This is a genomic window from Trichococcus ilyis (genome assembly GCF_900109135.1).
GTDB classification, from domain to species: Bacteria; Bacillota; Bacilli; order Lactobacillales; family Aerococcaceae; genus Trichococcus; species Trichococcus ilyis.
The window spans coordinates 97,851-121,021 of record NZ_FNYT01000003.1 but is presented as its reverse complement, the minus strand read 5'-3'; the positions used below and the strand labels follow the sequence as shown (position 1 = coordinate 121,021).

The following is a 23,171-nucleotide window of genomic DNA, read 5'->3' as shown; positions in this document are numbered from 1 at the left end:
AGGAGACGCCTTTGACTAGGAGGATCTTATGAAACAGTACTATATTTGTTATCCGGAAGGTAAATTTAAAGCGCTAACATTCAGTTATGACGACGGAAAGGAGAGCGATCGCCGCTTGGTGGAAATATTCGACCGTTACGGTATGAAGGGGACTTTTCACTTGAACGGCGGACGCTTTTCAGATCCGGAACGCATCCCGGAAGAAGAAGTCGCGGCTCTTTATGCCGGCCATGAGCTAGCTTGCCACACGTATACGCATCCGACCATCGCCCGTTGCCCATTGGACAAGGTGATGGAGGAAATACTGGAGGACCGCCGCGCGTTGGAAGCGTTGGTTCCGTATCCGGTGCAGGGCTTTTCCTACCCTAACGGCTCCTATACGGAGGCGATCAAGCGCTTGTTGCCAGCATTGGGGATCGAATATGGGCGCATCGTCGGCAGCAGCCATAACTTTTCGTTGCCGAATGATTGGTATGAGTGGCAGGCAACCTGTCACCATAACCATGATTTGCTGAAGCACGGCGAAACATTCATCGGCCTATCGAAGAAGCAGTATCTGCACCTGATGTATGTCTGGGGCCACAGCTACGAGTTCGACAATGATGGCAACTGGGATCTTATAGAGTCTTTCTGCAGAGCGACGGGTAACAGGAGGGATATCTGGTACTGCACGAATATTGAATTCAAGAGGTACATGTCCGCTTCCCGGCGGCTTGTCTTTTCTGTTTCCGGAGAAACTGTCCTGAATCCTTCCGATCAACCGATATGGGTAACCATCGATGGTGAAATCAAGAAACTTCATACTGGGCTAAATACACTAGCGTAAGGATGTTGCATGATGATTTTTTTTAAGAAGGGCGGCTATCAACGCCGCCTGCAAATACTCAGCCTATGGGTGGCGCTGCCGATTCTTTTGGTCGCGATTCTGCTGCATTTCTACCTGATAGAGCCAATACAAAAAGCCTATCAGGACCAGCACACCCAGCAAGTCGAAGGTGTCGTCGAGAACATCAACCAGCAGCTTTCCCAGCTGGAAGTGTCACTGAGTGTCTGGGGCCAATCCTTTCAGGAACGCTACCAGACCGAGAACTACTCGCTGACCACCGATTACATGACCCTCAACCGGATATCCGAAGAATTGTTTTATTTGACGAACAGTTCGAACTACGTAAAGAATATCGGCGTCTATTCCTTCGGAGACCAGCCATTCGGGTTGGAAAGCGGAGGTACGTTTGAGTTCACAGATAAGGACGCAGAGAAATTCAATGAAAAGTACCAGATCGATAATGACCAGGACTACCAGTGGAAATTCAACAGTGATGATGAGCTCTTATTTATTCAGAATATCGGTCATCTGGACCGGAACAATCCTTCAATCTATATGGTGGCAGTCATCGATCAGAAGAAGCTGCTGAATTTCTTCGATGACACCAAAATCGACTACAGCGCGACTGCGATTTCCTTCGATAAAGGACGTTTCTCGGCCGCCAGCGACAGCAGTATGATCAAATACTTGGCTGAGGAGAAGAAACAGAGCGGGTCCTGGATCGAAAGCCATGGCGGGGACCAATACAGCGTGACCGCTGTCCCATCGGAACGCCTGAATCAGACCTGGATTTTTTATTCCATGGTCCCGATGGCTGCTATCACGCAGCCCGTCAGCAAATTTGCCAGTTCCTTGGTGGCAGCTAGCCTGATCCTGATTGTTGTTATGGTCTTTTTGAGCCAGTTCTTTGCCAAAAAGCAGTACCAACCGTTTGGAAGAACGATGGAGAAAATGTTCGGCGACAACTGGGATGGCCAGGATGAACTGACCTTCCTGGCGGAACGTTGGCAACAGATGACGGACGAGCAGGGCAATCTGAAGAAAATTGCGGCGCGTTCATCGTTGACCGAGAAGCGGTCGATCGTCCGGCGCATCCTTGAGGGATATTACGGTTATCTGCCGGAAGAAGAGCTCCAGCGCCTACTTCGCAAGAAACATTGGAATCTGGAGTATGCCGGTTATCAGCTGTTCTTTATCCAAATCAACGGACCGATCCATACCGACGATAAGAGGCGCGAAGATGAGTTCACGCTGTTTGCGCTGGACAATATCGTGAACGATGTAACTAGTCTGCATTTCGAAGACGGGGTTGTGATTCCGTTCGACGGCCTGACGATGCTGACATTTGCCATGGTCTCGGACCAAAGTAAAGGGGATGCCTATATCCAGCATCTGTTCGAACAAATCAATCGGGTCGCCGGGCGTTATGTGACAATCGTGGCGACACCAATCACACATCAATTCCGTCAGATTCCTGAATTGGTGGAAAAGTTGCGCAAGAATATCGATTATCAATATCTGAAACTGGAAAACCAACAATTGGCGCTCGAAACGGGACGGATGTTGCCGCCGAAATACCCGATCAGCTCTGAACGTAATCTCATCACGGCGCTCAAGAGTTGTTACTTTGAGGAACTGCAGGAAAATATCGGCGTGTTCATCCGTCAGGTGACTGATGAACAACCGCGCCAATTCGCTGTTCTCGTATCGGTTGAGCGGCTCTATGATCATATCGAATTCCAACTGAACGAAAACGGCGTCTCCTCGAGCGACTATCTGTCGAAAGACGTCATCCTCAAACGGATTCGACGGATGCTGGATCCAGATGAAATCAGCCGCTTCCTTTTCGCTGATTTCCTAAAGCCCATTACACTGTTGTGGCAGGAAAAAATCAGCGATACCGCAAACGAACTGATCCAAGACGTCGCTTTGTACATGCAGCGGGAATTCCAGAATGAGCAGATCTCTTTGGAGACGGTCGCCGACCAATTCAAGATTGATCCGGTTTATCTGAGCAAGGAGTTCAAGCGCATCAAAAAAGTCAATTTCATCGATTACCTGACCGACATCCGGATTGCAGAAGCAAAACGTTTGTTGCTGGAAACGGATGAGCAGATCAATCTGATTGCGGAAGGTATCGGTTACAATCCAAGTTACTTCAATCGGTTGTTCAAAAAAATAAATGGTATGACGCCTGGACAATTCCGCAAAGGCAGAATTTAGAAAAGCGGCTTTTGTCCGCTGAACATCAAATTTAAGGCAAGTCGCATTTTGGGAACTTGCCTTTTCTTGTACCCAAAACTCAGAAAATTACGGAGGTTAAGACATGAAAGTTTTACTTGCCGGCGACTCTACAGTCGCTACTTATAGCCAGGAATTTGCGCCCATGATGGGTTGGGGGGAAGCGTTGGTAGCGCAGCTGGGAGATACAGCTGAGGTGATCAATTTTGCCAAGCCTGGTAGTACGACGAGGTCCTTTATGGAGGAAGGGCTATTTGAGCAATTATTGGAAAAGGTCGATGAAGATGCTTTGGTCCTGTTCCAATTCGGTCATAACGATCAGAATCCCGCTAATGGGGTGAAATTAAACGAATATTATCTTCGGCTGCAACGGATGATCGCGGAAGTGAGGGTGAAGAAAGGACAGCCGATCCTGTGCACGCCGGTTGAGCGCCGGGTGAATGGAAACGGCAGGGCGGTGCAGACTTTAGAGGCCTTTTTGCCGATCTGCCGCAGGCTTGCGGAGGAAGCGGAGATTCCTTTGCTCGACTTGAATCGCTATACGTTTTATCTGTACCGAGAATATGGCCTTGAAGGAGCGAAACAATTATTCATGTGGTTGGGACGGGGCGAGCAGGCGACGTATCCGATGGGCAGTATGGATGACACGCATTTCCGGGAAAAAGGGGCACATGAGATTGCACGTTACGTGAAAATCAGGCTGCAGGAATTTTTGCGGCAAGGACCTCTGTTCAAAAAGCATTATTACGGTGCTTGCATGTATCCAGAAGTCTGGAGCTGGGAAATTTTTGAACAGGATGTCGTGCACATGCAGGAGATTGGCATGAATTTTGCACGTTTTGGAGAGTTCGCCTGGAAGACAATCGAACCGGAGGAAGGGCGCTTTGACCTTTCCTTGTTCGAACGTGCGCTAGAGACATTTCAGAAGCATGAAATCGACGTCTGCCTGTGCATTCCGACCCCAACCCCGCCGCGTTGGTTCACGCGTAAATATCCGCGAGCTCTTATCAAGAATGCCGACGGGACGGTGATGGTGCATGGTTCGCGGCAGCACGTCTGTACGAATAATGAGGATTTCCGACGTTATGCCTACCGGATGACGCGCAAGGTGGCCAGCTTGGCTGAAAAGTATCCGAACGTCATCGCCATCCAGTTAGATAACGAGTTCAAATGCCACGTCGATCTCTGCTATTGTGATACCTGCAGGACGCGTTGGCATAAGCACCTGGAGGAAGCCTACGGAACGGTGGACAACTTGAACCAACTGTGGGGTACGCAAGTCTGGAGCGAGGCGTATGATTGTTTCGAAGACATCGTACTGCCGACGCGGACACCGTTCCTTCACAACTCATCCTTGATGAATGCCTTCCGTAAATTCACTGCATTGACGCTCAATGAATTTGCCCACGATCTGGGTCATTTCGTCCGGATGGAGACAGCTGTCCCAATCACACACAACTCGGCCTTCGGGTTCAACTTGATGAATGACCATCTATTTGCGGATCTTGATGTTGCGGGCTTTGACACTTACCCATCTGCGGATAATTACCCAGCTTTTCTGTTGAATGTCGATCGCTGGCGCAATGTGCGGAAGCACAGCAACGAATCTTTACTTTTGGAGACGACAACAGCGCATACCGGCCATCTGGAGAACCATGTGACACCGCATCCGACCGGTTTCATCACGGCTGAAATGTTCATCGGTTATGCCGGGAACCTGAAGTCGTTCAGCTATTGGCATTTCCGCAGCCACCGCCACGGGGGTGAACAGCCTCACAGTGCAGTCGTGACGGCTTGGGGAGAACCGGATCTGGGCTACGATGATGTCGTCCGGAGCGGCAAGTTGGCCCAGGAGATGCAGCCGCATCTTGTGGAGAGCGAGTACCGGAAAGCGAAGATTGCGTTCATGTATTCAGACCATGCTAAGCGCTTTTTCACGATTGATCACGGCGGCTGCCAGGATCACCGCGAGCTCGTCACGGATTACTACAGCTCTTTGATCAAAGTCGGCATCCGGCTCGAGGTGATCCAGGAGAACAGCGATTACACCGGCTACGAAGTCCTGATCGTTCCTTTCGTCCGTTGGATCAGCGCGACTGTTCTGGAGAAACTGCAGGCGTTTGTGGCAGGCGGCGGGAAGCTGATCCTCGGGCCGATGACCGGCGACCGCACGGAGGAACTAGCCTGGCCGGATCGGAACGGACTGGATCGGATCGGTGAGTGGTTGGAATTTTCCGGGGTCCGGCAGTTCTCGGTGAAAAATCATGCTTATCCGGGAACTTATCAAGGCATGCAAGGAAATATGGATCGGCTGGTGACTACTTTCCGCTGTCCGAAAGGTTGGGAGCCATTGATATCCGGTCCGGATGGCGAGACGTTGGCTGCTAAAATGACGTTGGAGAACGGTGAAATCATCTATCTGGGCGGTCTGCCGCAGGAATTGAACGGAAGTACGCTCTGGAAAAGTTTCATTTTGGATGAAATAAATCCGTACGAAACGGATCGACATCTGCTTTCTGTCAGTGAAGGAATCGTTAAGTATCGGCGCGAAACAGCGGATCAAGTACAACTTTATCTGACTAACATGACGAGGACGGAATCGGAATTTACGCTTCTGCAGGAGACGACGGACCTGCTGACGGGAAAACTGTACGCTACTGGGAACCATCTGCTCGACAGCTACAGTTATGTCATTCTGGCATTCCCTAAAACTGGAGAATCCGATCAATAATTGAATCTGGAACACCCTGTCCTCTCAAAAAATCGACCGCGGTAACATGCTCCGGTCGATTTTTTTGTATGTGTTCATAATTGCGGAACAGATACGAGGAGAAAAACGGATATTTTAGGATGAAACCTCTCTGAAAACAAACCGGTAAGGCTATTATTCGAATTATATGTTGCATCTCCAGCTGAATCCGCATACAATGGGTGTGCAACTTTAGACAGTTTTTGTTCAATAACCGCCATTTTTTTCGGAATCATTGCTTGCTATCATTAGTTCATCAAATGAAAGCGATTCATAATTCTGAAAAGGTGGTAAAGCAATGGTGATAACAGAACAATTATTTGTGACGAAAGAATTGGTCGAGTCGAAAATCGACTTGCTGATCGAAAATCTGACGACGATCAAGGATACGAGCGGGGAGTTCCTGCTGGATTTCGATGGGCTGAAAGTCGACGACAAAAGCTGGACAATCTGGAACTGGCCGCAAGGCGTCGGTTTGTACGGCATATACAAAAACTACCGCAACACAAAAAATCCGCGCTCGCTGGCGGTAGTCGAAGAATGGTTCGAAGCACGCATGGCCGAAGGAGCGCCGCCGAAGAACGTGAACACGATGGCACCCCTGCTGACGATGGCGTACCTTTACGAAGACACGAAAGATTCGCGCTACCTGCCTTATCTGGAACAATGGGCCGAATGGGTCATGAAAGACATGCCGCGGACGGAAGAGAACGGGCTGCAGCACGAAACCTACGGACCATCGAACACGAACCAACTGTGGGATGACACGTTGATGATGACCGTATTGCCGCTGGCGAAAATCGGCGTCCTGCTGGACCGTCCCGAATATCTGGAGGAAGCGCGTTACCAGTTCCTGCTGCACATCAAATTCCTGATGGACAAGAAGACGGGCCTCTGGTACCACGGCTGGACGTTCGAGGGCAATCACAACTACGCCGGAGCGTTCTGGGCCCGCGGGAACTGCTGGCTGACGATCGCGATTCCGGAAATCATCGAGATTCTGGATCTGCGCGAAGGAGACGGATTCCGCGCATTCCTGATCCAAACGCTGGAAGCGCAGGCAAAAACAATCGCAGTATTGCAGAATGAAAGCGGTCTATGGCACACCTTATTGGACGATCCGACTTCCTACATCGAATCATCCGCGACGGCCGGTTTTGCATACGGTCTGCTGAAAGCGGTACACAAACGCTATTTGCCGCAGGAATACAAGGAAGTCGCCTACAAAGCGATCAGCGGCTTGTTGGAACAGATCGACGGAAAAGGCGAAGTGAAGAACGTCTCGGTCGGGACCGGCATGGGCGATTGCCTGGAATTCTACAAGAATATCGACAAAACGGCGATGCCGTACGGTCAGTCACTCACAGTGCTGTGCCTGACGGAGCTGCTCGTATCCTACTGCTGATGAGATAAGGAGATCGATTGAAATGATGAAAAGAAAACATTTATTATCAGTTGCTTTGATGTCTATTTTGGGCAGCGGACTTATGGCCGGATGCGGCAACTCCGAGGCGTCAGCCGAGGAAGCCATCGTCCTGCGCTATGCCTACGCCAGCAACAGCCAACCGGTCATCGATTCGATGAAGGAATTCGGCCGTCTGATCGAAGAAAAAACCGACGGCGAAGTGGTCGTCGAGTATTTCCCTGACGGCCAGCTCGGCGGGGAAACCGAATTGATCGAATTGACCCAGACCGGCGGGATCGACTTCACGAAAGTCAGCGGATCGGCTTTGGAAAGTTTCTCGAAGGACTACTCGATCTTCGGGGTGCCTTACATTTTCGACAGCGAGGAGCACTTCTACGCGGTGATGGAAGATCCGGAAATCATGGAAGGCATCTACAATTCGACAGCCGATCTTGGCTTCGTCGGCCTGACTTATTACGACTCCGGCCAGCGCAGTTTCTACATGACGGATGGACCGATCAATACGCCTGAAGATCTGAAAGGCAAGAAGATCCGCGTCATGCAGAGTGAAACGGCGATCAAGATGGTCGAGCTGCTCGGCGGTTCGCCGGTTCCGATGGGAAGCGGGGAGGTCTACACTTCGCTGCAGTCGAACCTGATCGACAGTGCCGAAAACAACGAATTCGTCCTGTACACAGCCGGCCACGGCGGCGTCGCCAAGTACTATTCCTATGATGCGCACACCCGTGTTCCCGATGTCGTGATCATGAACGACTCCGTCAAAGAACGCTTGAACGAAGATCAATACAAAGCGGTCCTGGAAGCGGCGAAAGAGTCGACAGAGTACGAGAAGAGCGTATTTAAGGAAGCAGTCGAGAAAGAGAAAGAGATTGCCGTTGCCGAATACGGCATCGTGTTCAATGAAGTGGACATCGCGCCGTTCCAGGCAGCCGTACAGCCGCTGCACGAAATATTCAAAAACAATGAAACGTACAGCGAATTGTACCAGATGATTCGCGCGCACGCAGAAGAAGAGTGAGGAAACCGACATGGAAAAAATCAGAATGACGCTTGATAAACTGCTGGAGTTGGTCTGTTCCGCCATTTTCGTGGTCATGATCGCTACGGTACTTTATCAAATCTTTACAAGAACGGTTTTGAACAATCCGAACACCTTGACGGAGGAATTTGTCCGCTTCGGTTTGGTTTGGCTGTCGATGCTGGCGCTGGCATACGTTGTTGGCAAGCGCAGCCATATGTCGGTTACCTTATTGAGCGATAACCTGAATGAAGCAAATCAGCGCAAATTGGAAATTGTTGTTCAAGTATTGTTCTTGATCTTCGCTGCTGTCATCATGGTCTACGGCGGATGGAAAGCCATGTCCGTCACGATGGGTCAGATTTCGCCGTCGCTTTCCCTTCCGATGGGTTATGTGTACCTGGCTGTTCCGGTTGCGGGGGGCTTCATGTTCATCTATAGCTTGTTGAATCTGCTGCAAGGAAAAGAACTGAACGAGAATGCAGAAGAAAGCGGGGGAATGTAATTATGGCTTTGCAGGCAGGTTTGATATTATTCGTCGTTTTTGTAATCTTGCTGATTGTCGGGATGCCGATCGCAATCAGCATAGCGGTCTCCTCGATCGCCACCTTGCTTATGGTTGTTCCCTTTGATATTGCCGTCTTCACTTCCGCGCAGAAAATGGTGTCCAGCCTCAACAGTTTCTCGCTCGTCGCCATCCCGTTCTTCGTGCTCTCGGGCATCATCATGAATAATGGCGGGATCGCCGAGAAGCTGGTGAACTTCGCGATGTTGTTCGTTGGGCGCATCCCGGGCGGCTTGGCCCATACGAACGTGTTGGGGAATGCTTTGTTCGGTTCCATGTCCAGTTCGGCGATCGCCGCTTCGACCGCTATCGGCGGGGTATTGATCCCGCAACAGATCAAAGCAGGCTATGATCGCAAATTCGCGACAGCGGTGAACATTGCCTCCGCGCCGACCGGGATGGTTATCCCGCCGAGTACCGCATTCATCATGTTCTCGCTGGTTGCAGGCGGAGCTTCCATTTCCTCGCTGTTCCTGGGCGGGTATCTGGTAGGGGCTTTGTGGAGTCTGGCGATCATGCTGGTCGCTTATATCCACGCTAAAAAAAATAATTATAAGACCATCAATGGTGTCAACAGAAAAGAAGCTTTCAAGGTCCTGAAGGAAGCCATCCCGAGCGTGATGCTGATTGCGATCATCATCGGCGGTATCCTGACGGGTATCTTCACAGCCATCGAAGCCTCCGCCATCGCAGTTGCCTACTCGCTGTTGATCGCAATGTTCTTCTATAAAACGGTGACAGTCAAGGACCTTTTCCCGATGCTGAAGGAAGCGGTGCTGACGACCGGTGCGATCACGTTCCTGTTGGCGACTTCTTCGATGATGTCCTTCGCGATGGCCTTCACCGGCATCCCGCAAGCAATCAGTGCGGCGATTCTGGGCTTGACGACCAATAAATTCCTGGTGCTGCTGCTGGTGAACGTTGCGCTGCTGATCGTCGGCATGTTCATGGACGTCGGTCCGGCGATCCTGATTTTCACGCCGATCTTCCTGCCGGTCATGACCAGCATCGGCGTCGATGCTGTCCACTTCGGATTATTCTCGATCATGAACTTGTGCGTCGGCTCGATTACGCCTCCGGTCGGAACCGGGTTGTACGTCGGAGCCAGCGTCGGCGGGGTCAAAGCCGAGCAGATGCTCAAGCCGCTGGTGCCGTTCTACTTGGCGATCCTGGCCGTGCTGTTCCTCATCACGTATTTCCCTGGTTTGGTGATGTGGCTGCCGAACATGGCGGGGTAAGCGAATATGCTGAATCTGACGATACGCGGCCATGACCTGTCCGGTGTGAAAACCGTGCAGGAGCTGGCCGGGCAAACGAAAAAACAAGGTGTCCACAATCTGCAGCTGGCGCTGGGCATGTCCTTTCCGGACATGCCTTCCGGCGCTGGCAATCTCAATCCCGGCATGGGCGCGGCATTCAAGCGCGAGTTGGCCCGGGCGGATGTGCAGGTCAGCATCCTGAGCTGCTACATCAACATGATCCATCCCGATCCTGAGATCCGCGAAAGGCTGCTGCAGAAGTTCGAAGGCTACCTGCGCCATGCCCGCCATTTCGGGGCGGCGATGGTCGCCTCCGAGACCGGATGCGTCCTGCCGGAGATCCAGTACACAGAAGACAATTTCACCGATGCAGCCTTCGCCGATCTCGTCGGGGTCATCCGCCGCCTGGTCAAGGCCGGCGAAGAAGCCGGCATGCTGGTGGGCATCGAGCCCGGTCTGAACCATCCGCTCTACTCTTTGGAGCGGGTGGAGCAGCTGCTGGCGGCGGTGGAATCGGATCACCTGGGGATCATCTTCGATCCGACCAATCTAATCACGAGCGAGGATCATCAGCACCAGGTCGCGCTGGTCGAGCGGGCTTTCGATAGCTTCGGCGACAAGATCGTGGCGGTCCATCTGAAGGATTTCAAAGTCGAAGCTGGCCAAATCATCCCGGTCAACCTCGGGGAAGGCCTGATCGATTACGCGGCGATCGCCGCAATCATCGCCAAGCACAAGCCGCTTTCCTACGTCGTCCTCGAAGAAACGAAGGATGGGCATATCGGAGAGGCGCTCAAGCTTTTGGGAGCAAGCGAAGCCAGACCATCATTTCATTTATAATATAGAAGAAACACGCAAGAATAGGTGAGGAGAATTGCCATGGATACGGATAAACAACTTAAAAAGTCCTCAAACGTGAATACGATGGCTTCGGATCAGTACGAGGTCTATCACGTGAAGGATGTCATCAGCCAGGAGAAGACGCTCTACCACTACCATGACTATTATGAGGTGCATGCGACGTTGGCGGGGGAAGCGACGTTCTATCTGGATGGCAAACAGTTCGATATCGAAGCGGGGACGATTCTCCTCATCCATTACAATGATCTGCACCGGATCGTCAAGCAGAACACGGACTTCTGCGAACGGGTCTACATCTTTTTGACGCCGGAATTTCTGCAGGGCAGTTCCACGAAATGGACGAATCTGGAGGACTGTTTCAGCGGGGGCGGCGAACGCCGCAGCAAAGTCCTGAAGATCGATGCTGATTTGCTGCGGCAAAAGCTTTCCTTCATCGACCATCAGCCGGATGCATCGATCTACGGGTCGGACATCAAGTATGAGCAGAACCTGATCGAATACTTGTTGTTCCTGAATCAGCTAGTGCAGTCGGAGGAGAATGAGGAGGAGCCGAAAGTCGTTTTGCAGAATGAGCGGATCGAGCAGATGATCGACTACATTTCCGCGAACTTGAGCAATCCGTTGACGCTGGAGGAGATGGAGAAGAATTTCTTCATCAGCAAATATTACATCACGCGCGAGTTCAAGAAACATACGGGCTTCACTTTCCATCAGTTCGTGATGAAGAAGAAGCTGCTTTATGCGAAACAACTGCTGAAGACTTATCAGAGTTCGAACGTCGTCTATAATCAATGCGGCTTCGCTTCGTACCCGCATTTCCTGAAGGCGTTCAAGAAGGAATTCAGCATGACGCCGAAAGAATTTTTGGCGAAAAACAAGGAAAACCAGAAAATCCACTATGAGCATTTTGAAGCCTGAGTTCAGGCATTGCAGAGGAGGGAAGGCATGATCAAGAAGGCATTCGCCATGAAAATCTATCCCGATCAGCACGAAGAATACCGGCGCCGCCACGACGAACTGTGGCCGGAAATGCGCACGATGCTGAAGGAGCACGGGGCTGGCCAGTATTCGATCTTCCTCGATCCGGAGTCGAGCGAGCTGTTCGGCTATCTCGAAATCGAGGACGAAGCGCGCTGGAGCGGCACGGCCGCCACCGCCATCAACCAAAAATGGTGGCACTACATGGCCGACATCATGGAAACCAATCCGGATGACTCACCGGTATCGAAGGAACTGGTGCAGGTTTTTGAATTATAATCGAACATCAGAAAAGGGGAAACGGATGAAACGCGTAGCTATTTTGAATCGTTTGGAAAAAACTGGGGTCGTGGCGGTCGTCCGCGGCGCCACGAAGGAAGAAGCGCTGCAGGCCAGCCACGCGATCGTCGCGGGCGGGCTGAACGGCATCGAATTGACGTTCACGGTGCCGAATGCGGATGAAGTCATCCGCGAACTGGCGGCAGTGTATAAGGACCAACCCGAAGTCGTGGTCGGAGCCGGGACGGTCTTGGATGCCATCACCGCCCGCCTGGCGATCCTGGCCGGTGCCGAGTTCATCGTCAGCCCGAACTTCGACAAGGAGACAGCCGAGCTCTGCAACCTGTACCAGATTCCGTATCTGCCGGGCTGCATGACGATCACGGAAATGAAGGAAGCACTGAAGAGCGGCGCCGACATCATCAAACTGTTCCCGGGCAGCGCCTACGGACCAAGCATCATTTCCGGTTTCAAAGCGCCGATGCCGCACCTGAACCTGATGCCGACAGGCGGCGTCAGTCTAGCGAACATGCAGGAATGGTTCGATGCAGGCGTCATCGCGGTCGGCGTCGGCGGCAACCTGCTGGCGCCCGCAGCAACCGGCGACTTCGCCAAAGTGACCGAAGTGGCAAGGCAGTATGCGGACAAGTTTGCCGAGATCAAAGGGCAATAATATCTTCATCAATCAAGCAAGCCGAAATACAAAACAAAGGGGATCATCACATGCAAAACATGGAAACACGTTACACACACAGTCCGGAGGATATCCGTCATTATTCGACAGAACAACTGCGCAAGGAATTTCTGGTCGAGCAAGTATTCGTACCGGGCGTAATCCGCCTGACGTACACGCACAATGACCGCATGATCTTCGGCGGCGTCACGCCAACCGATAAAGCATTGGAGATCGTCCTCGACAAGGAATTGGGCGTCGACTACTTCCTCGAGCGCCGCGAAATGGGCGTCATCAACATCGGCGGACCGGGCTTCATCGAAATCGACGGCCAAAAAGAAGCGATGAAAGAACAAGACGGATACTACATCGGCAAAGGGACGCGCCAAGTCGTCTTCACGTCCGAGGATGCCGCCAATCCGGCCAAATTCTACGTCAGCTCCGTGCCGGCGCACCACAAACATCCGAACGTAAAAATCAGCATCGACAGCATCAAGCCGATGGAAACCGGGGAACCATTGACGCTGAATCAACGCAAAATCTACCAATACATCCATCCTAATGTGTGCGAAAGCTGCCAGCTGCAGATGGGCTACACGATTTTGGAGCCGGGCAGCGCTTGGAACACGATGCCGACGCATACGCACGAACGCCGGATGGAAGCCTATGTCTATTTTGACATGCAAAAAGACACGCGCATCTTCCATATGATGGGCAAACCGGATGAAACGAAGCACTTGGTCATGGGTAATGAACAGGCTGCGATTTCACCGAGCTGGTCCATCCACTCAGGCGTAGGGACCAGCAATTACTCATTCATCTGGGCGATGTGCGGCGAAAACATAACGTACACCGATATGGATATGGTTCCGATGGACCAATTAAAATAAACGGAAACAAGAAAGAGGGATAAAGATATGGACTTCAACATGGATATGTTCCGCCTGGACGGAAAAGTGGCACTGATCACAGGTGCCGTGTACGGGATCGGTTTCGAAATCGCGAAATCGTTGGCTGCCGCAGGCGCGACGATCGTTTTCAATAATTTGGACCAAAAATCGGTGGACGACGGGATCGCCAACTACAAAGCGATCGGCATCGAAGCGCGCGGCTATGTCTGCGACGTGACCGACGAACCGGGCGTGCAAGCTATGATTAAACAGATCAAAGAGGACGTCGGATCGGTGGATATTCTAGTCAATAACGCTGGCATCATCAAACGCACGCCGATGATCGAGATGGACGTGGCCGACTTCCGCCAAGTCATCGACATCGACTTGACTGCGCCGTTTATCATGGCCAAAGCCGTGCTGCCGGATATGATCGCAAAACGCAGCGGCAAGATCATCAACATCTGTTCGATGATGAGCGAATTGGGTCGCGAAACTGTCAGCGCCTATGCAGCCGCTAAAGGCGGGCTGAAGATGCTGACGAAGAACATCGCTTCCGAATACGGCCAATTCAACATCCAATGCAACGGCATCGGACCCGGCTACATCGCAACGCCGCAAACCGCACCGCTGCGCGAACTGCAGGAGAACGGGGAACGCCACCCATTCGATCAATTCATCGTCGGCCGCACGCCGGCCGAACGCTGGGGGGAACCGATCGACTTGGCCGGCCCATCGATTTTCCTGGCGTCCAGCGCTTCGGATTTCGTGAACGGCCACGTGCTGTACGTCGACGGCGGCATCCTGGCCTATATCGGCAAACAGCCTTAAGAAAACATGTGAGGCACCTCTGCTGGCAGGGTGTTTGGTGTTGTTCAGTGCCTATTGTTCAAATTCCGTAAATAGCTTATACTCGAAGTCATATTCGAAAATTGAACAAATTGAGGTGCCGAAAAATATGAACAAACTGTCTTTGAGGAAAGCGACTGCCGATGATATGGAGGAAATCCTTCGCCTGCAGGTTGAAACTTTCCACGGCGAGCAAAAAATTCCGTCAGAAGGCATACCGTTGCCGGACGAAAAGTCGCCGCAGTGGTGGTGCGCAGTTCTGGATGATGTTCTTGTGGGTGCGGTTGCGGCATGGGAGGAAGACAAGCAAGTGCATTGGGGCAGATTTGTGACGGATCCGACTCACAGAGGGTTGCAGATCGGCACCAAGCTGGCTCGTTTTTCTCTGGATGACCTGTTCTCCAGCCAACAAGTCGACGAAATCCATATGGAAGCAAGGGAAATCACCGTCAAAATGATCTGCAGAATGGGCGGCAAAATCATTGGAGAACCGATCCCGTTCTTCGAAGGGACCGTCACGCCGCTGGTATTAAAGAAAGTTGACTATCTGCATTGACATGAAGTCCACTCGAAGGTGTATGCTTATTTCAACAACAACGGAAGGATGATCATGCATGGGAAAAGTGGGGGAATCACATTCGTTTTCAGCAGACTCAAGCAGTGGCGGCAGTGCAGGCGGCAAAACGGCCATCGTCTTCTATTCCTTGAGCGGCAACACCAAGAAAGTCGCGGAAGAGATCCGCAGACAAACCGGAGGCGACCTGTTCGAAATCCGGACGGCGGAGCCGTATCCTCAAAGCTATACCCGCGTCACAGAATTGGTGCAGGAGCAGCGCGGTTCGGGGACCTTGCCGGATGTGCAGCCGATGCCCATCCGGTTGGGTGACTACGATACGCTGTTCATCGGTTCCCCGATTTGGTACGGGGACAGCGCGTTGCCTTTGCAGAAATGGCTGGAGGAAAACAGCCTGGCCGGCAAAAAGGTCGCGGCCTTTTTCACCAGCGGCGGCAGCTCGACAGCGGGTGCGATGGCCGATCTGCGCGGTAGGGTCAAAGGCGCAAAAATGTCGGAAGGGCTGTGGATTCTCGATGCCCGATCGAAGAATGTCTCGCGGAAAGTAACGGATTGGCTCGGAAGAATCCGATAATACAATCAGAAAAAGCATCGGGAAGTCCGCCGATGCTTTTTCTGTACCATATCATACCATTGTTGTCCTATTACCAGGAAGAATCGGACAACCGAATCACCGGTAACATTGATTCAGTCCGTCAAATTCCCGGCGAGCGCCACCTTACCGGGAATTTTGACCCAGACAGACATTCGCTCAGTCCGCCGATTCCTCGGTGCGCCCGCCAACTCCCCGGCGCCGCCCCAGCAGATACTTCGCAGGCAGCGCCTGCAGGAAGGTTACCGAAACGATCAGCAGCGAGCCGACGATTTCCGGGATGCCGAACGCGGTGCCGAGGAAGACGACCGAAAGGATGGTGGCCGTCATCGGTTCAAAGGCGCTCAGCATGCTGGTGGTGCTCGGCGCGATGTACTTCAGGCTCTGGATATAGAAGAGATAAGCGAACATCGTACCCCCGACGACGATGAAGGCCAGGGAAAACCAGCTGTTCCGGGTCATTTCCGGCAACTCGGTCCGCGCCAACACCGGCAGGAAGGCACTCCCCGACAGCACCATCGCGACGCCGGTCACGACTTTGGCGTCGAAATGCTTGAGCAGTTTTCCGGGCAGCAGCGTGTACAAAGCCGCGCTGACTCCCGCGAGCACGCCCCAGAACAGCGCGCGGGGCGAGAGCGCCAGCTGGTTCCACTGTCCGCGCGTCACCAGCAAGTAGGTGCCTGACAGCGCCAGCGCAATCGAAAGAAAGTCGATCCGGCGGGGCAGCCGGGCATGGCGGACGGAAAGGTACACCAAAATGAACAACGGACTCAAAAATTGCAGGATGGTCGCAGTCGGCGCATTGCCCAGGCGGATCGCCATGAAATAGGTGAATTGCGAAGGCAGAACGCCCAGCAAGCCGAACAGCAGCACTTGCAGAAAATCGGCCGGACTTCTGAAAATCCCGGCCACTTCGCGCGGAATCGTCAGCAGGCACCAGACCAACAGCAGCAACCCGGCAGTCGACAGCCGGACGCCGACCACCCACTCCGTCGCCACGGCATTATTTTCGAAAAAATATTGCGCGACCGTCCCCGAAGCCCCCCACAGCAGGGACCCCGCGATCGCATAGAAGAACCCTTTATTTTTGTCAGTCATGATCGAAACGCCTCCAGAATGTCTAATTGCTCACCGAAAAACAGCAGTTATGTTATTATAATGAGGAAAAACGTTGCGCCGCTACCACTATCCGCCTTGTTTTCATCATTATTATGTAAAGGAGTGGTTTTTTTGACATTTCTTATCCAATCCGACTTCGAAGAACAGACCGAGCATGCCACCGATGGCCAGCCGATCGCAATCTACCGGAAGACCCTGGAAAAGCGGCGCGGAGACAACCTGCCACTGCACTGGCACGAGGAATTCCAGCTCGTCTGGGTGACCGAAGGGGCATTCGCTTACCAAGTCGAAAAGCAGCGCGTCCAGCTGCATAAAGGCGAGCTCCTGTTCATCAACAGCGGCCGTCTGCACAGGGCGGATCTGTTGGACGAGCGGGTGTCCTATCTCTGCATCGATTTCTCGGCCCGCTTCCTGAACGAAAAACTTGCGGCGGACTTTCTGACGCCCTTGGCCGAACAAGCCAAAATCGATTACCGCCTTTGTACGCCCAGCCCTGCGATGAGCGATAGGATGGCCAGAATCGAACGGGAGCAGGATTTCGAAAAAATCATTTTACCGTTGTACCTGCTCATCCTGGAAACGATCGAAACGGTGCAGGCGGAAGCGGCCGAACCCGCTTCCGCACGCGATCCCGTCATCCAGACCTTGCTTGATTTTGTCCATCAGCACTACGCGACCGGCCTGACCGTCTCCCAGCTGAGCGCGCACGGGCACATCAACAAAAACAAATGCACACAGCTCTTTAAGGCATACACCGGTCTGTCGCCGGCGAACTACATCCTCGCTTACCGGCTGCAGCAGGCGAAAGGATTGTTGCTGCACACCCAGCTGCCGGTTTCCGAAATCTGCTACCAAGTCGGCTTCAACCATCTGAGCTATTTCATCGAACGCTTCAAGCGACGCTACGGTTCCACCCCATTGGCGTTCCGGAAAAGTTTCAACCGGGAATAATTTTTCCGCGGCGCTAATTTTGCTTTCATTGGAAAATGTTACTCAGCTCCGGTGAGGGGCGGCTGATCGGAGGTGGGTGTGGGAAACGGGTGCCAGCTCCGGGGAAGCTAGCCTCCCCGGAGAAGGGCAGAACGAATCCGACTCAACTCCGGCGAAGCTTGCCTTACCGGAGTTGAGCCGGAAAAAAATGATTTTATGTGCGGACAGGCAGGCCCATTTTTCCGGTTGTCAGCTCTTGACTTCACCTGAAGGTTAAGGTGTAAGGTTCAAATAAGCCTATAATGGGCACCCGGTGCTATAATAGGGATGAAATAACAGAAGACAGCTGTTCAATCTTTATGGATACTCCGGGCAATACGGAAAGGATGAAGAAAATGGCAATCAAGGATAAAGTAGTGATCATCACGGGTGCTTCTTCAGGGATCGGCGAGGCGACAGCCCGACTGCTGGCGAGCAAAGGAGCCAAATTGGTTCTGGGAGCGCGCAGGGAAGACAAATTGCGAGGATTGGCGGATGAAATCGTCCAAGCCGGCGGGGAGGCTGTATACCACGTCACGGACGTCACCAAAATCGAGGACAACAAAAAATTGGTCGAGCTGGCGAAAGAAAATTTCGGCAGGGTTGATGTCATTTTCCTGAATGCGGGTCTGATGCCGAATTCGCCATTGTCGAAGCTTAAGACAAAAGACTGGCATGACATGGTGGACGTCAACCTCAATGGCGTTTTGAATGGAATCGAAGCGGTCCTGCCGGAATTCACGAAACAGAAATCTGGCCATGTGATCACCACCTCGTCCGTCGCCGGACTCAAGGCTTATCCGGGCGGAGCGGTCTATGGCGCCACCAAATGGGCGGTCCGCGATCTGATGGAAGTGCTGCGTATGGAATCCGCGATGGAAGGCACGAACATCCGGACAGCGACGATCTACCCGGCCGCGATCAATACTGAATTGCTGGAGACCATCAGCGACGACAAGATGGCCAAAGACATGGGGATCATCTACAAACAATACGGCATCAGTCCGGATCGTGTAGCCAATGTGGTCGCCTTCGCGATCGACCAACCCGAGGACACCAACGTCAGTGAATTCACAATAGGGCCGACGATCCAACCGTGGTGACAAAAGACAGTAAAGTGAAGCCCTGTGCATCGTTTCTATCCGGCGCACAGGGCTTTTTTGTTTTGACTGATTGTGTAGGCGCTCCTCCGGTGAGGGAATGCCCGGCCGGAGGAGGGCAGCCGATCACGAACTGTCCTCCGAGGAAGGTCTCCCGACCGGAGCAGAGCGACGTCACCGGTATCCTATCTCCGGTCAAGAATCTCTAGCCGGAGAACAGCATCCGCAAGCCAGACCACCTCCGGCCGCCACCCAACATCAAAACCCGACAAACCACAAGAATGAAAGTAAGCAGAAAATATTTCGCAAATTAATTGACAAGCCCACAGTATTCTTGTATATTAATTAAAAATATATGAAACTTTGATGAGATAAGTAGCCGGGAAAGAAAGCACAGAGAGTCTGCGGATGGTGAGAGCAGATGTTTCGGAATCAGCGAAAATGGTCTTTGAGTTATCGCATGTGAGGGAAACTTAGCAGGTGACGGGTACGCCCGATAGCGCGTGGAGGGATGACCGTCCCTTGCTGAGATAATCTTTTGATTATGAACAAAGGTGGTAACGCGAGCACTCGCCCTTTCAATAGGGGGAGTGTTTTTTTATATATTTTTATTACATTTTTGGAGGGAAAAATATGGAGCAATCATTTGTAAGAGAAATGACTTCAAAGCATTTAGTTATGCTTTCATTGGGTGGAGTAATCGGAACCGGAATCTTTTTGAGTTCGGGGTATCTAATCCAGACGACGGGTTCGATCGGAACCATCATTGCGTATCTGATCGGGGCGTTTTTGGTGACGCTGGTCATGATGTGCCTGGGCGAATTGTCGGTCCATGAACCCAGCACGAGTTCGTTCCACAACTACGCTTCAAAATATATCCATCCCGGCGTCGGTTTCGTGGTGGCGTGGCTCTACTGGTTGACGTGGACCGTGGCGTTGGGCTCGCAATTCATCACCTTGGCGATATTATCGCAGCGCTGGTTTCCAGGCATTCCCGCATGGATTTGGTGCATCTTTTATATAGGCATTATTTTATTATCTAATATTATCGATGTGCGTTGGTTTTCCGTCAGCGAATTTTGGATGTCGCTGATCAAAGTGCTCGCACTGGCAATTTTCCTAATTCTGGGTCTTGGTGGCATTTTCGGCTTTATTCCGATTCAGGGAAATGAATCAGCACCACTGTTTCATCATCTGACGGAAAATGGCTGGTTCCCGAAAGGGGCCGGCTCCGTTTTCTTGGCGATACTGTCGGCCAACTTCGCCTTTTCCGGTGCGGAACTGATCGGCGTGGCCGCTGGCGAAACGGAAAATCCCAAGAAAAATATCCCGAAAGCGATCCTGCAGACAATCGTCATTTTGGTGGTCCTTTTCATCGGCACGATTGTCGTGATCGGGGCCTTGCTTCCGGATACTGCGGCCAATTTGGATGAGAGTCCGGTGACTGTTATCCTGAATTTGATGGGGATTCCTTACGCCGCGGACATCATGAACCTCGTCCTGATCACCGTGGTCCTGTCCGGCGCCAACTCCGGTGTTTACGCCGCATCGAGAATGCTCTGGTCATTGGCCAATGCAGGGACGCTGCCGAAACGTTTCGCCAAATTATCCAAACGCGGCTTACCGGTCTATGGATTGCTGCTGACAATTCTGGGCGGATTGCTCTCGCTGTTTTCCAGCATCTACTCCGCGGACACGGTTTACCTGGCTTTGGTGTCCATCTCTGCCTTTGCGGTCGTGGCTGTTTGGTTGAGCATCGCGTGGGCGCAACTGAATTTCCGCAAACACTATCTGAAATCGGGTCACAAGCTCGAGGATCTGGGATATCAAACACCATTCTATCCGATCGTGCCATGGCTCGTGATCATCCTTTGCTCCGTGTCGATCATCGGCATCGCCTTTGATCCGAACCAGCGGATTGCCTTGATCATCGGCATCCCATTCACGGTCCTTTGTTTCTTCTATTACCAATTAGTTTTCAGCAAAAAAGCTTACGATGCGTTTGAAAATCAGGAAGTGGGGGGAGCTGTCGGATGAATTTTAAGGACTGGCAAAACAACCAAAAAGTGATCCTTATCGATGGCTCGATGTCCGTGGGGCTTGAGGAACAGGGATTGGACCTGAACGACGCATTGTGGACCGCGAAAGCGTTGGTGAACGAACCGGATAAAATCGAAAAAGTGCATCAGAATTATTACGATGCCGGAGCGAACATCGCCATCACATCGAGCTACCAAGCGACGGTAGCCGGGTTCGAACGACTGGGCTACACAAGCGAAGCAAGCCGGCACTTGATCAAACGGACGGTCCGACTGGCGAAACAAGCAAAGGCGAACAGCCAAGGCACGCAAGCCAAATGGGTGGCGGCTTCGGTCGGGCCATACGGTGCCTATTTGGCGGATGGCTCCGAATACCGCGGCAATTACGGACTGGCGCAAGCCGAATTGGTGGCTTTCCATCGTGAAAGGTTGAAACTGTTGCTGGAAGCGGAGCCCGATCTGCTGGCAATCGAGACCATCCCGGATCTGACGGAAATCCAAGCCCTGATCGAATTGCTAGCCCAACATCCTGAGGCGGTAGCTTGGCTGACAGTCACTTTGAAGGATGCCCACCATCTGTGCGACGGCACTGATCTGCGTGCTTTCCAGCAACTGGTGGAGTCATCCGACCAGATCATTGCCTACGGCGTCAATTGCGTGCAGCCTGATTTGGTCCAGCCCGCCCTGGATTATCTGGAAGAGGCTGCGACCAAGCCGTTGGTCGCCTATCCCAATTCAGGAGCGGTCTACGATCCCACTACAAAAGTATGGACGCATAGCCATGCAGTTGATGACGTGTTCACCCGGCAAGCCTTGCAATGGCACGAAGCAGGATGCAAATGGATCGGCGGCTGTTGCTGCACCTCCGCCAAAGAAATCAGTTTGCTGAAGGAAACATTCGCTGCTGTTCTTTAAACGAAAACAACCAAAAAACCTATCATCCCACAAACAAAAGGGTGATAGGTTTTTGTGTTTTGACTGTTGGGGTCCTTGTTCTCCGGCGAGGGTGGCTTCGCCGGAGAACAGCCAATCCGAATGTTGTTCAACTCCGGTCAGGGTCGGCCAAACGGAGCTGGGCAATGATAACGAATCCCAACTCCGACGAAAGCAGCCTGACCGGAGAAGGACAGCTGAATAAGCAGATCCAACTGTTGCTTTCGTTGACGAAAATAAGATTTAGAAGTATTATTTTTACGAAAGATAATTTCAGGAGGTTCTTATGGAAAATCAGACGATAATTGATACCATATATAGTCAATTTGATCAATTCTTTGATTCGGAAAAAAAAATAGCAACCTATATCATTAATAATCATAAAAAAGTGATTGATATGACAATTGCTGAACTCTCCAAAAACTGTGGAGCAAGTGAAGCTTCAATTTCAAGGTTCTGCAAAAAGATTGACATGAAAGGGTTTCACCATCTGAAAATAAATTTGGCACGCGAAATGGTAGAGACCGATAAAACAATAGCCGTCTCCAATGATGTCTCCATCGGTAATATCGAGCAATCTTTACAGAATATTTTAGCCAATAAAGTAGCCGAACTCACCGCTACTGTGAATATGATCAATGCGCAGGAGTTAGGGGAAATAATTGAACTGATTCAGCAAGCCCGGCTGGTACAGCTGGTGGCTGTCGGAAACACTATCCCTGTAGCGTTGGATGGATCCTACAAATTTAGCGAGATAGGCATTCCAGCAGTTTCAGGAACGATTTGGGAAACCCAAACAGCGTTCAGTTTGACGCTTACCAAAGATGACGTCCTGATTGCAATTTCGAACTCAGGCGAATCCAGCAAGATACATACCATGATCAAATCCGCCAATGAAAGAGGCGTAAAAACGATCGGCATTACAAATAACAAAAATTCGGCAATTGGTATGGAGAGCAAGTACCATATCCAGACAGCCACAAGAGAAAAACTGTTTTTGGATGAATTCTATTTCTCTCGAATTTCAGCCTCGACAATCATTGAAATCCTATATTTATTCTTAACAATCGGACAAAAAAATAGCTACGAGCAATTAAGCAAAAATGAGGAAATATTTGCGCAGGAAAAATTGTGAAAAACCGAAAATAATAAATTTACCTCCTATTGATTGGATACAGATCGCGTATCCAACCAATAGGAGTTTTTTTTGAATGGAATGCCTTCAGGTTAA

The 23,171-nt window shown here is 51.7% G+C and carries 21 protein-coding genes and 1 other annotated feature; of the genes, 20 read left to right on the top strand and 1 reads right to left on the bottom strand.

Annotation, left to right across the window (positions count from 1 at the left end; all coding sequences use genetic code 11):
• Window positions 1-28 precede the first annotated feature (28 nt).
• The 15 genes from BMX58_RS02650 to BMX58_RS02580 all read left to right on the top strand — a co-directional run bounded on the left by BMX58_RS02650 (window position 29) and on the right by BMX58_RS02580 (window position 15,762).
• The gene (locus tag BMX58_RS02650) at window positions 29-826 is read left to right on the top strand and encodes a polysaccharide deacetylase family protein (RefSeq protein ID WP_068622139.1); all 798 of its coding nucleotides are present in this window, start codon (window positions 29-31) and stop codon (window positions 824-826) included.
• A gap of 12 nt (window positions 827-838) precedes the next feature.
• Window positions 839-3,049, top strand: a complete 2,211-nt coding sequence (locus tag BMX58_RS02645; RefSeq protein ID WP_068622137.1) for a helix-turn-helix domain-containing protein — start codon at window positions 839-841, stop codon at window positions 3,047-3,049.
• Between the two features lie 103 nt (window positions 3,050-3,152).
• Window positions 3,153-5,798 (top strand): beta-galactosidase, encoded by a 2,646-nt coding sequence (locus BMX58_RS02640; RefSeq protein ID WP_068622135.1) that lies wholly within the window; start codon window positions 3,153-3,155, stop codon window positions 5,796-5,798.
• A 316-nt stretch (window positions 5,799-6,114) separates the two neighbouring features.
• The gene (gene bglB, locus BMX58_RS02635; RefSeq protein ID WP_068622133.1) at window positions 6,115-7,221 is read left to right on the top strand and encodes a beta-galactosidase BglB; all 1,107 of its coding nucleotides are present in this window, start codon (window positions 6,115-6,117) and stop codon (window positions 7,219-7,221) included.
• Between the two features lie 25 nt (window positions 7,222-7,246).
• The gene (locus tag BMX58_RS02630) at window positions 7,247-8,260 is read left to right on the top strand and encodes a TRAP transporter substrate-binding protein (protein ID WP_068622232.1); all 1,014 of its coding nucleotides are present in this window, start codon (window positions 7,247-7,249) and stop codon (window positions 8,258-8,260) included.
• Between the two features lie 10 nt (window positions 8,261-8,270).
• Entirely contained in the window at window positions 8,271-8,765 is a 495-nt protein-coding gene (locus BMX58_RS02625; protein WP_068622131.1) for a TRAP transporter small permease, read from the top strand.
• A 2-nt stretch (window positions 8,766-8,767) separates the two neighbouring features.
• Window positions 8,768-10,063, top strand: coding sequence for a TRAP transporter large permease (locus tag BMX58_RS02620; RefSeq protein WP_068622129.1), 1,296 nt, complete (start codon window positions 8,768-8,770; stop codon window positions 10,061-10,063).
• 6 nt (window positions 10,064-10,069) lie between these two features.
• Entirely contained in the window at window positions 10,070-10,924 is an 855-nt protein-coding gene (locus BMX58_RS02615) for a sugar phosphate isomerase/epimerase family protein (protein ID WP_068622127.1), read from the top strand.
• An 84-nt stretch (window positions 10,925-11,008) separates the two neighbouring features.
• The gene (locus BMX58_RS02610; RefSeq protein WP_084253825.1) at window positions 11,009-11,863 is read left to right on the top strand and encodes an AraC family transcriptional regulator; all 855 of its coding nucleotides are present in this window, start codon (window positions 11,009-11,011) and stop codon (window positions 11,861-11,863) included.
• A 27-nt stretch (window positions 11,864-11,890) separates the two neighbouring features.
• Window positions 11,891-12,202, top strand: a complete 312-nt coding sequence (gene rhaM / locus BMX58_RS02605; RefSeq protein ID WP_068622122.1) for an L-rhamnose mutarotase — start codon at window positions 11,891-11,893, stop codon at window positions 12,200-12,202.
• A gap of 25 nt (window positions 12,203-12,227) precedes the next feature.
• The gene (locus BMX58_RS02600; RefSeq protein ID WP_068622119.1) at window positions 12,228-12,875 is read left to right on the top strand and encodes a bifunctional 4-hydroxy-2-oxoglutarate aldolase/2-dehydro-3-deoxy-phosphogluconate aldolase; all 648 of its coding nucleotides are present in this window, start codon (window positions 12,228-12,230) and stop codon (window positions 12,873-12,875) included.
• 50 nt (window positions 12,876-12,925) lie between these two features.
• Entirely contained in the window at window positions 12,926-13,765 is an 840-nt protein-coding gene (gene kduI / locus BMX58_RS02595) for a 5-dehydro-4-deoxy-D-glucuronate isomerase (RefSeq protein WP_068622117.1), read from the top strand.
• 27 nt (window positions 13,766-13,792) lie between these two features.
• Window positions 13,793-14,596: a gluconate 5-dehydrogenase gene (locus tag BMX58_RS02590; RefSeq protein WP_068622115.1), complete on the top strand. Its 804-nt coding sequence runs from the start codon at window positions 13,793-13,795 to the stop codon at window positions 14,594-14,596.
• Window positions 14,597-14,723: 127 nt separating this feature from the next.
• Complete coding sequence (locus BMX58_RS02585) at window positions 14,724-15,170, top strand: GNAT family N-acetyltransferase (RefSeq protein WP_084253820.1); 447 nt, start codon at window positions 14,724-14,726, stop codon at window positions 15,168-15,170.
• Window positions 15,171-15,228: 58 nt separating this feature from the next.
• Window positions 15,229-15,762: a flavodoxin gene (locus BMX58_RS02580; protein ID WP_068622113.1), complete on the top strand. Its 534-nt coding sequence runs from the start codon at window positions 15,229-15,231 to the stop codon at window positions 15,760-15,762.
• Window positions 15,763-15,939: 177 nt separating this feature from the next.
• Here BMX58_RS02580 and BMX58_RS02575 read toward each other — a convergent pair whose 3' ends face one another.
• Window positions 15,940-16,878, bottom strand: a complete 939-nt coding sequence (locus BMX58_RS02575) for a DMT family transporter (RefSeq protein ID WP_068622105.1) — start codon at window positions 16,876-16,878, stop codon at window positions 15,940-15,942.
• A gap of 132 nt (window positions 16,879-17,010) precedes the next feature.
• Between BMX58_RS02575 and BMX58_RS02570 the strand changes: the two genes are divergently transcribed.
• From BMX58_RS02570 to BMX58_RS02550, 5 genes are all read left to right on the top strand, one after another.
• Window positions 17,011-17,850 (top strand): helix-turn-helix transcriptional regulator, encoded by an 840-nt coding sequence (locus BMX58_RS02570; RefSeq protein WP_068622103.1) that lies wholly within the window; start codon window positions 17,011-17,013, stop codon window positions 17,848-17,850.
• Window positions 17,851-18,224: 374 nt separating this feature from the next.
• The gene (locus BMX58_RS02565; protein WP_068622228.1) at window positions 18,225-18,971 is read left to right on the top strand and encodes an SDR family oxidoreductase; all 747 of its coding nucleotides are present in this window, start codon (window positions 18,225-18,227) and stop codon (window positions 18,969-18,971) included.
• Between the two features lie 351 nt (window positions 18,972-19,322).
• Window positions 19,323-19,549: a binding site (T-box leader), on the top strand.
• Window positions 19,550-19,601: 52 nt separating this feature from the next.
• Window positions 19,602-21,005, top strand: a complete 1,404-nt coding sequence (locus BMX58_RS02560) for an amino acid permease (protein ID WP_068622100.1) — start codon at window positions 19,602-19,604, stop codon at window positions 21,003-21,005.
• On the top strand, window positions 21,002-21,922 hold the full coding sequence (mmuM, locus tag BMX58_RS02555) for a homocysteine S-methyltransferase (RefSeq protein ID WP_068622098.1): 921 nt from the start codon (window positions 21,002-21,004) through the stop codon (window positions 21,920-21,922). Before BMX58_RS02560 ends, mmuM begins: the two co-directional genes overlap by 4 nt.
• 304 nt (window positions 21,923-22,226) lie before the next feature.
• Window positions 22,227-23,075 (top strand): MurR/RpiR family transcriptional regulator, encoded by an 849-nt coding sequence (locus BMX58_RS02550; RefSeq protein ID WP_068622097.1) that lies wholly within the window; start codon window positions 22,227-22,229, stop codon window positions 23,073-23,075.
• The last annotated feature ends 96 nt before the right edge of the window (window positions 23,076-23,171 follow it).

What these genes read in the sequence shown, in the direction of transcription:
- BMX58_RS02560 (WP_068622100.1), top strand. Translation starts at nt 19,602, where the DNA reads ATGGAGCAATCATTTGTAAGAGAAATGACTTCAAAGCATTTAGTTATG.
- BMX58_RS02630 (WP_068622232.1), top strand. Translation starts at nt 7,247, where the DNA reads ATGAAAAGAAAACATTTATTATCAGTTGCTTTGATGTCTATTTTGGGC.
- mmuM (WP_068622098.1), top strand. Translation starts at nt 21,002, where the DNA reads ATGAATTTTAAGGACTGGCAAAACAACCAAAAAGTGATCCTTATCGAT.
- bglB (WP_068622133.1), top strand. Translation starts at nt 6,115, where the DNA reads ATGGTGATAACAGAACAATTATTTGTGACGAAAGAATTGGTCGAGTCG.
- BMX58_RS02640 (WP_068622135.1), top strand. Translation starts at nt 3,153, where the DNA reads ATGAAAGTTTTACTTGCCGGCGACTCTACAGTCGCTACTTATAGCCAG.
- BMX58_RS02580 (WP_068622113.1), top strand. Translation starts at nt 15,229, where the DNA reads ATGGGAAAAGTGGGGGAATCACATTCGTTTTCAGCAGACTCAAGCAGT.
- BMX58_RS02650 (WP_068622139.1), top strand. Translation starts at nt 29, where the DNA reads ATGAAACAGTACTATATTTGTTATCCGGAAGGTAAATTTAAAGCGCTA.
- BMX58_RS02565 (WP_068622228.1), top strand. Translation starts at nt 18,225, where the DNA reads ATGGCAATCAAGGATAAAGTAGTGATCATCACGGGTGCTTCTTCAGGG.
- BMX58_RS02600 (WP_068622119.1), top strand. Translation starts at nt 12,228, where the DNA reads ATGAAACGCGTAGCTATTTTGAATCGTTTGGAAAAAACTGGGGTCGTG.
- BMX58_RS02585 (WP_084253820.1), top strand. Translation starts at nt 14,724, where the DNA reads ATGAACAAACTGTCTTTGAGGAAAGCGACTGCCGATGATATGGAGGAA.
- rhaM (WP_068622122.1), top strand. Translation starts at nt 11,891, where the DNA reads ATGATCAAGAAGGCATTCGCCATGAAAATCTATCCCGATCAGCACGAA.
- BMX58_RS02625 (WP_068622131.1), top strand. Translation starts at nt 8,271, where the DNA reads ATGGAAAAAATCAGAATGACGCTTGATAAACTGCTGGAGTTGGTCTGT.
- BMX58_RS02575 (WP_068622105.1), bottom strand. Translation starts at nt 16,878, where the DNA reads ATGACTGACAAAAATAAAGGGTTCTTCTATGCGATCGCGGGGTCCCTG.
- BMX58_RS02615 (WP_068622127.1), top strand. Translation starts at nt 10,070, where the DNA reads ATGCTGAATCTGACGATACGCGGCCATGACCTGTCCGGTGTGAAAACC.
- BMX58_RS02550 (WP_068622097.1), top strand. Translation starts at nt 22,227, where the DNA reads ATGGAAAATCAGACGATAATTGATACCATATATAGTCAATTTGATCAA.
- BMX58_RS02645 (WP_068622137.1), top strand. Translation starts at nt 839, where the DNA reads ATGATTTTTTTTAAGAAGGGCGGCTATCAACGCCGCCTGCAAATACTC.
- kduI (WP_068622117.1), top strand. Translation starts at nt 12,926, where the DNA reads ATGCAAAACATGGAAACACGTTACACACACAGTCCGGAGGATATCCGT.
- BMX58_RS02610 (WP_084253825.1), top strand. Translation starts at nt 11,009, where the DNA reads ATGGCTTCGGATCAGTACGAGGTCTATCACGTGAAGGATGTCATCAGC.
- BMX58_RS02590 (WP_068622115.1), top strand. Translation starts at nt 13,793, where the DNA reads ATGGACTTCAACATGGATATGTTCCGCCTGGACGGAAAAGTGGCACTG.
- BMX58_RS02620 (WP_068622129.1), top strand. Translation starts at nt 8,768, where the DNA reads ATGGCTTTGCAGGCAGGTTTGATATTATTCGTCGTTTTTGTAATCTTG.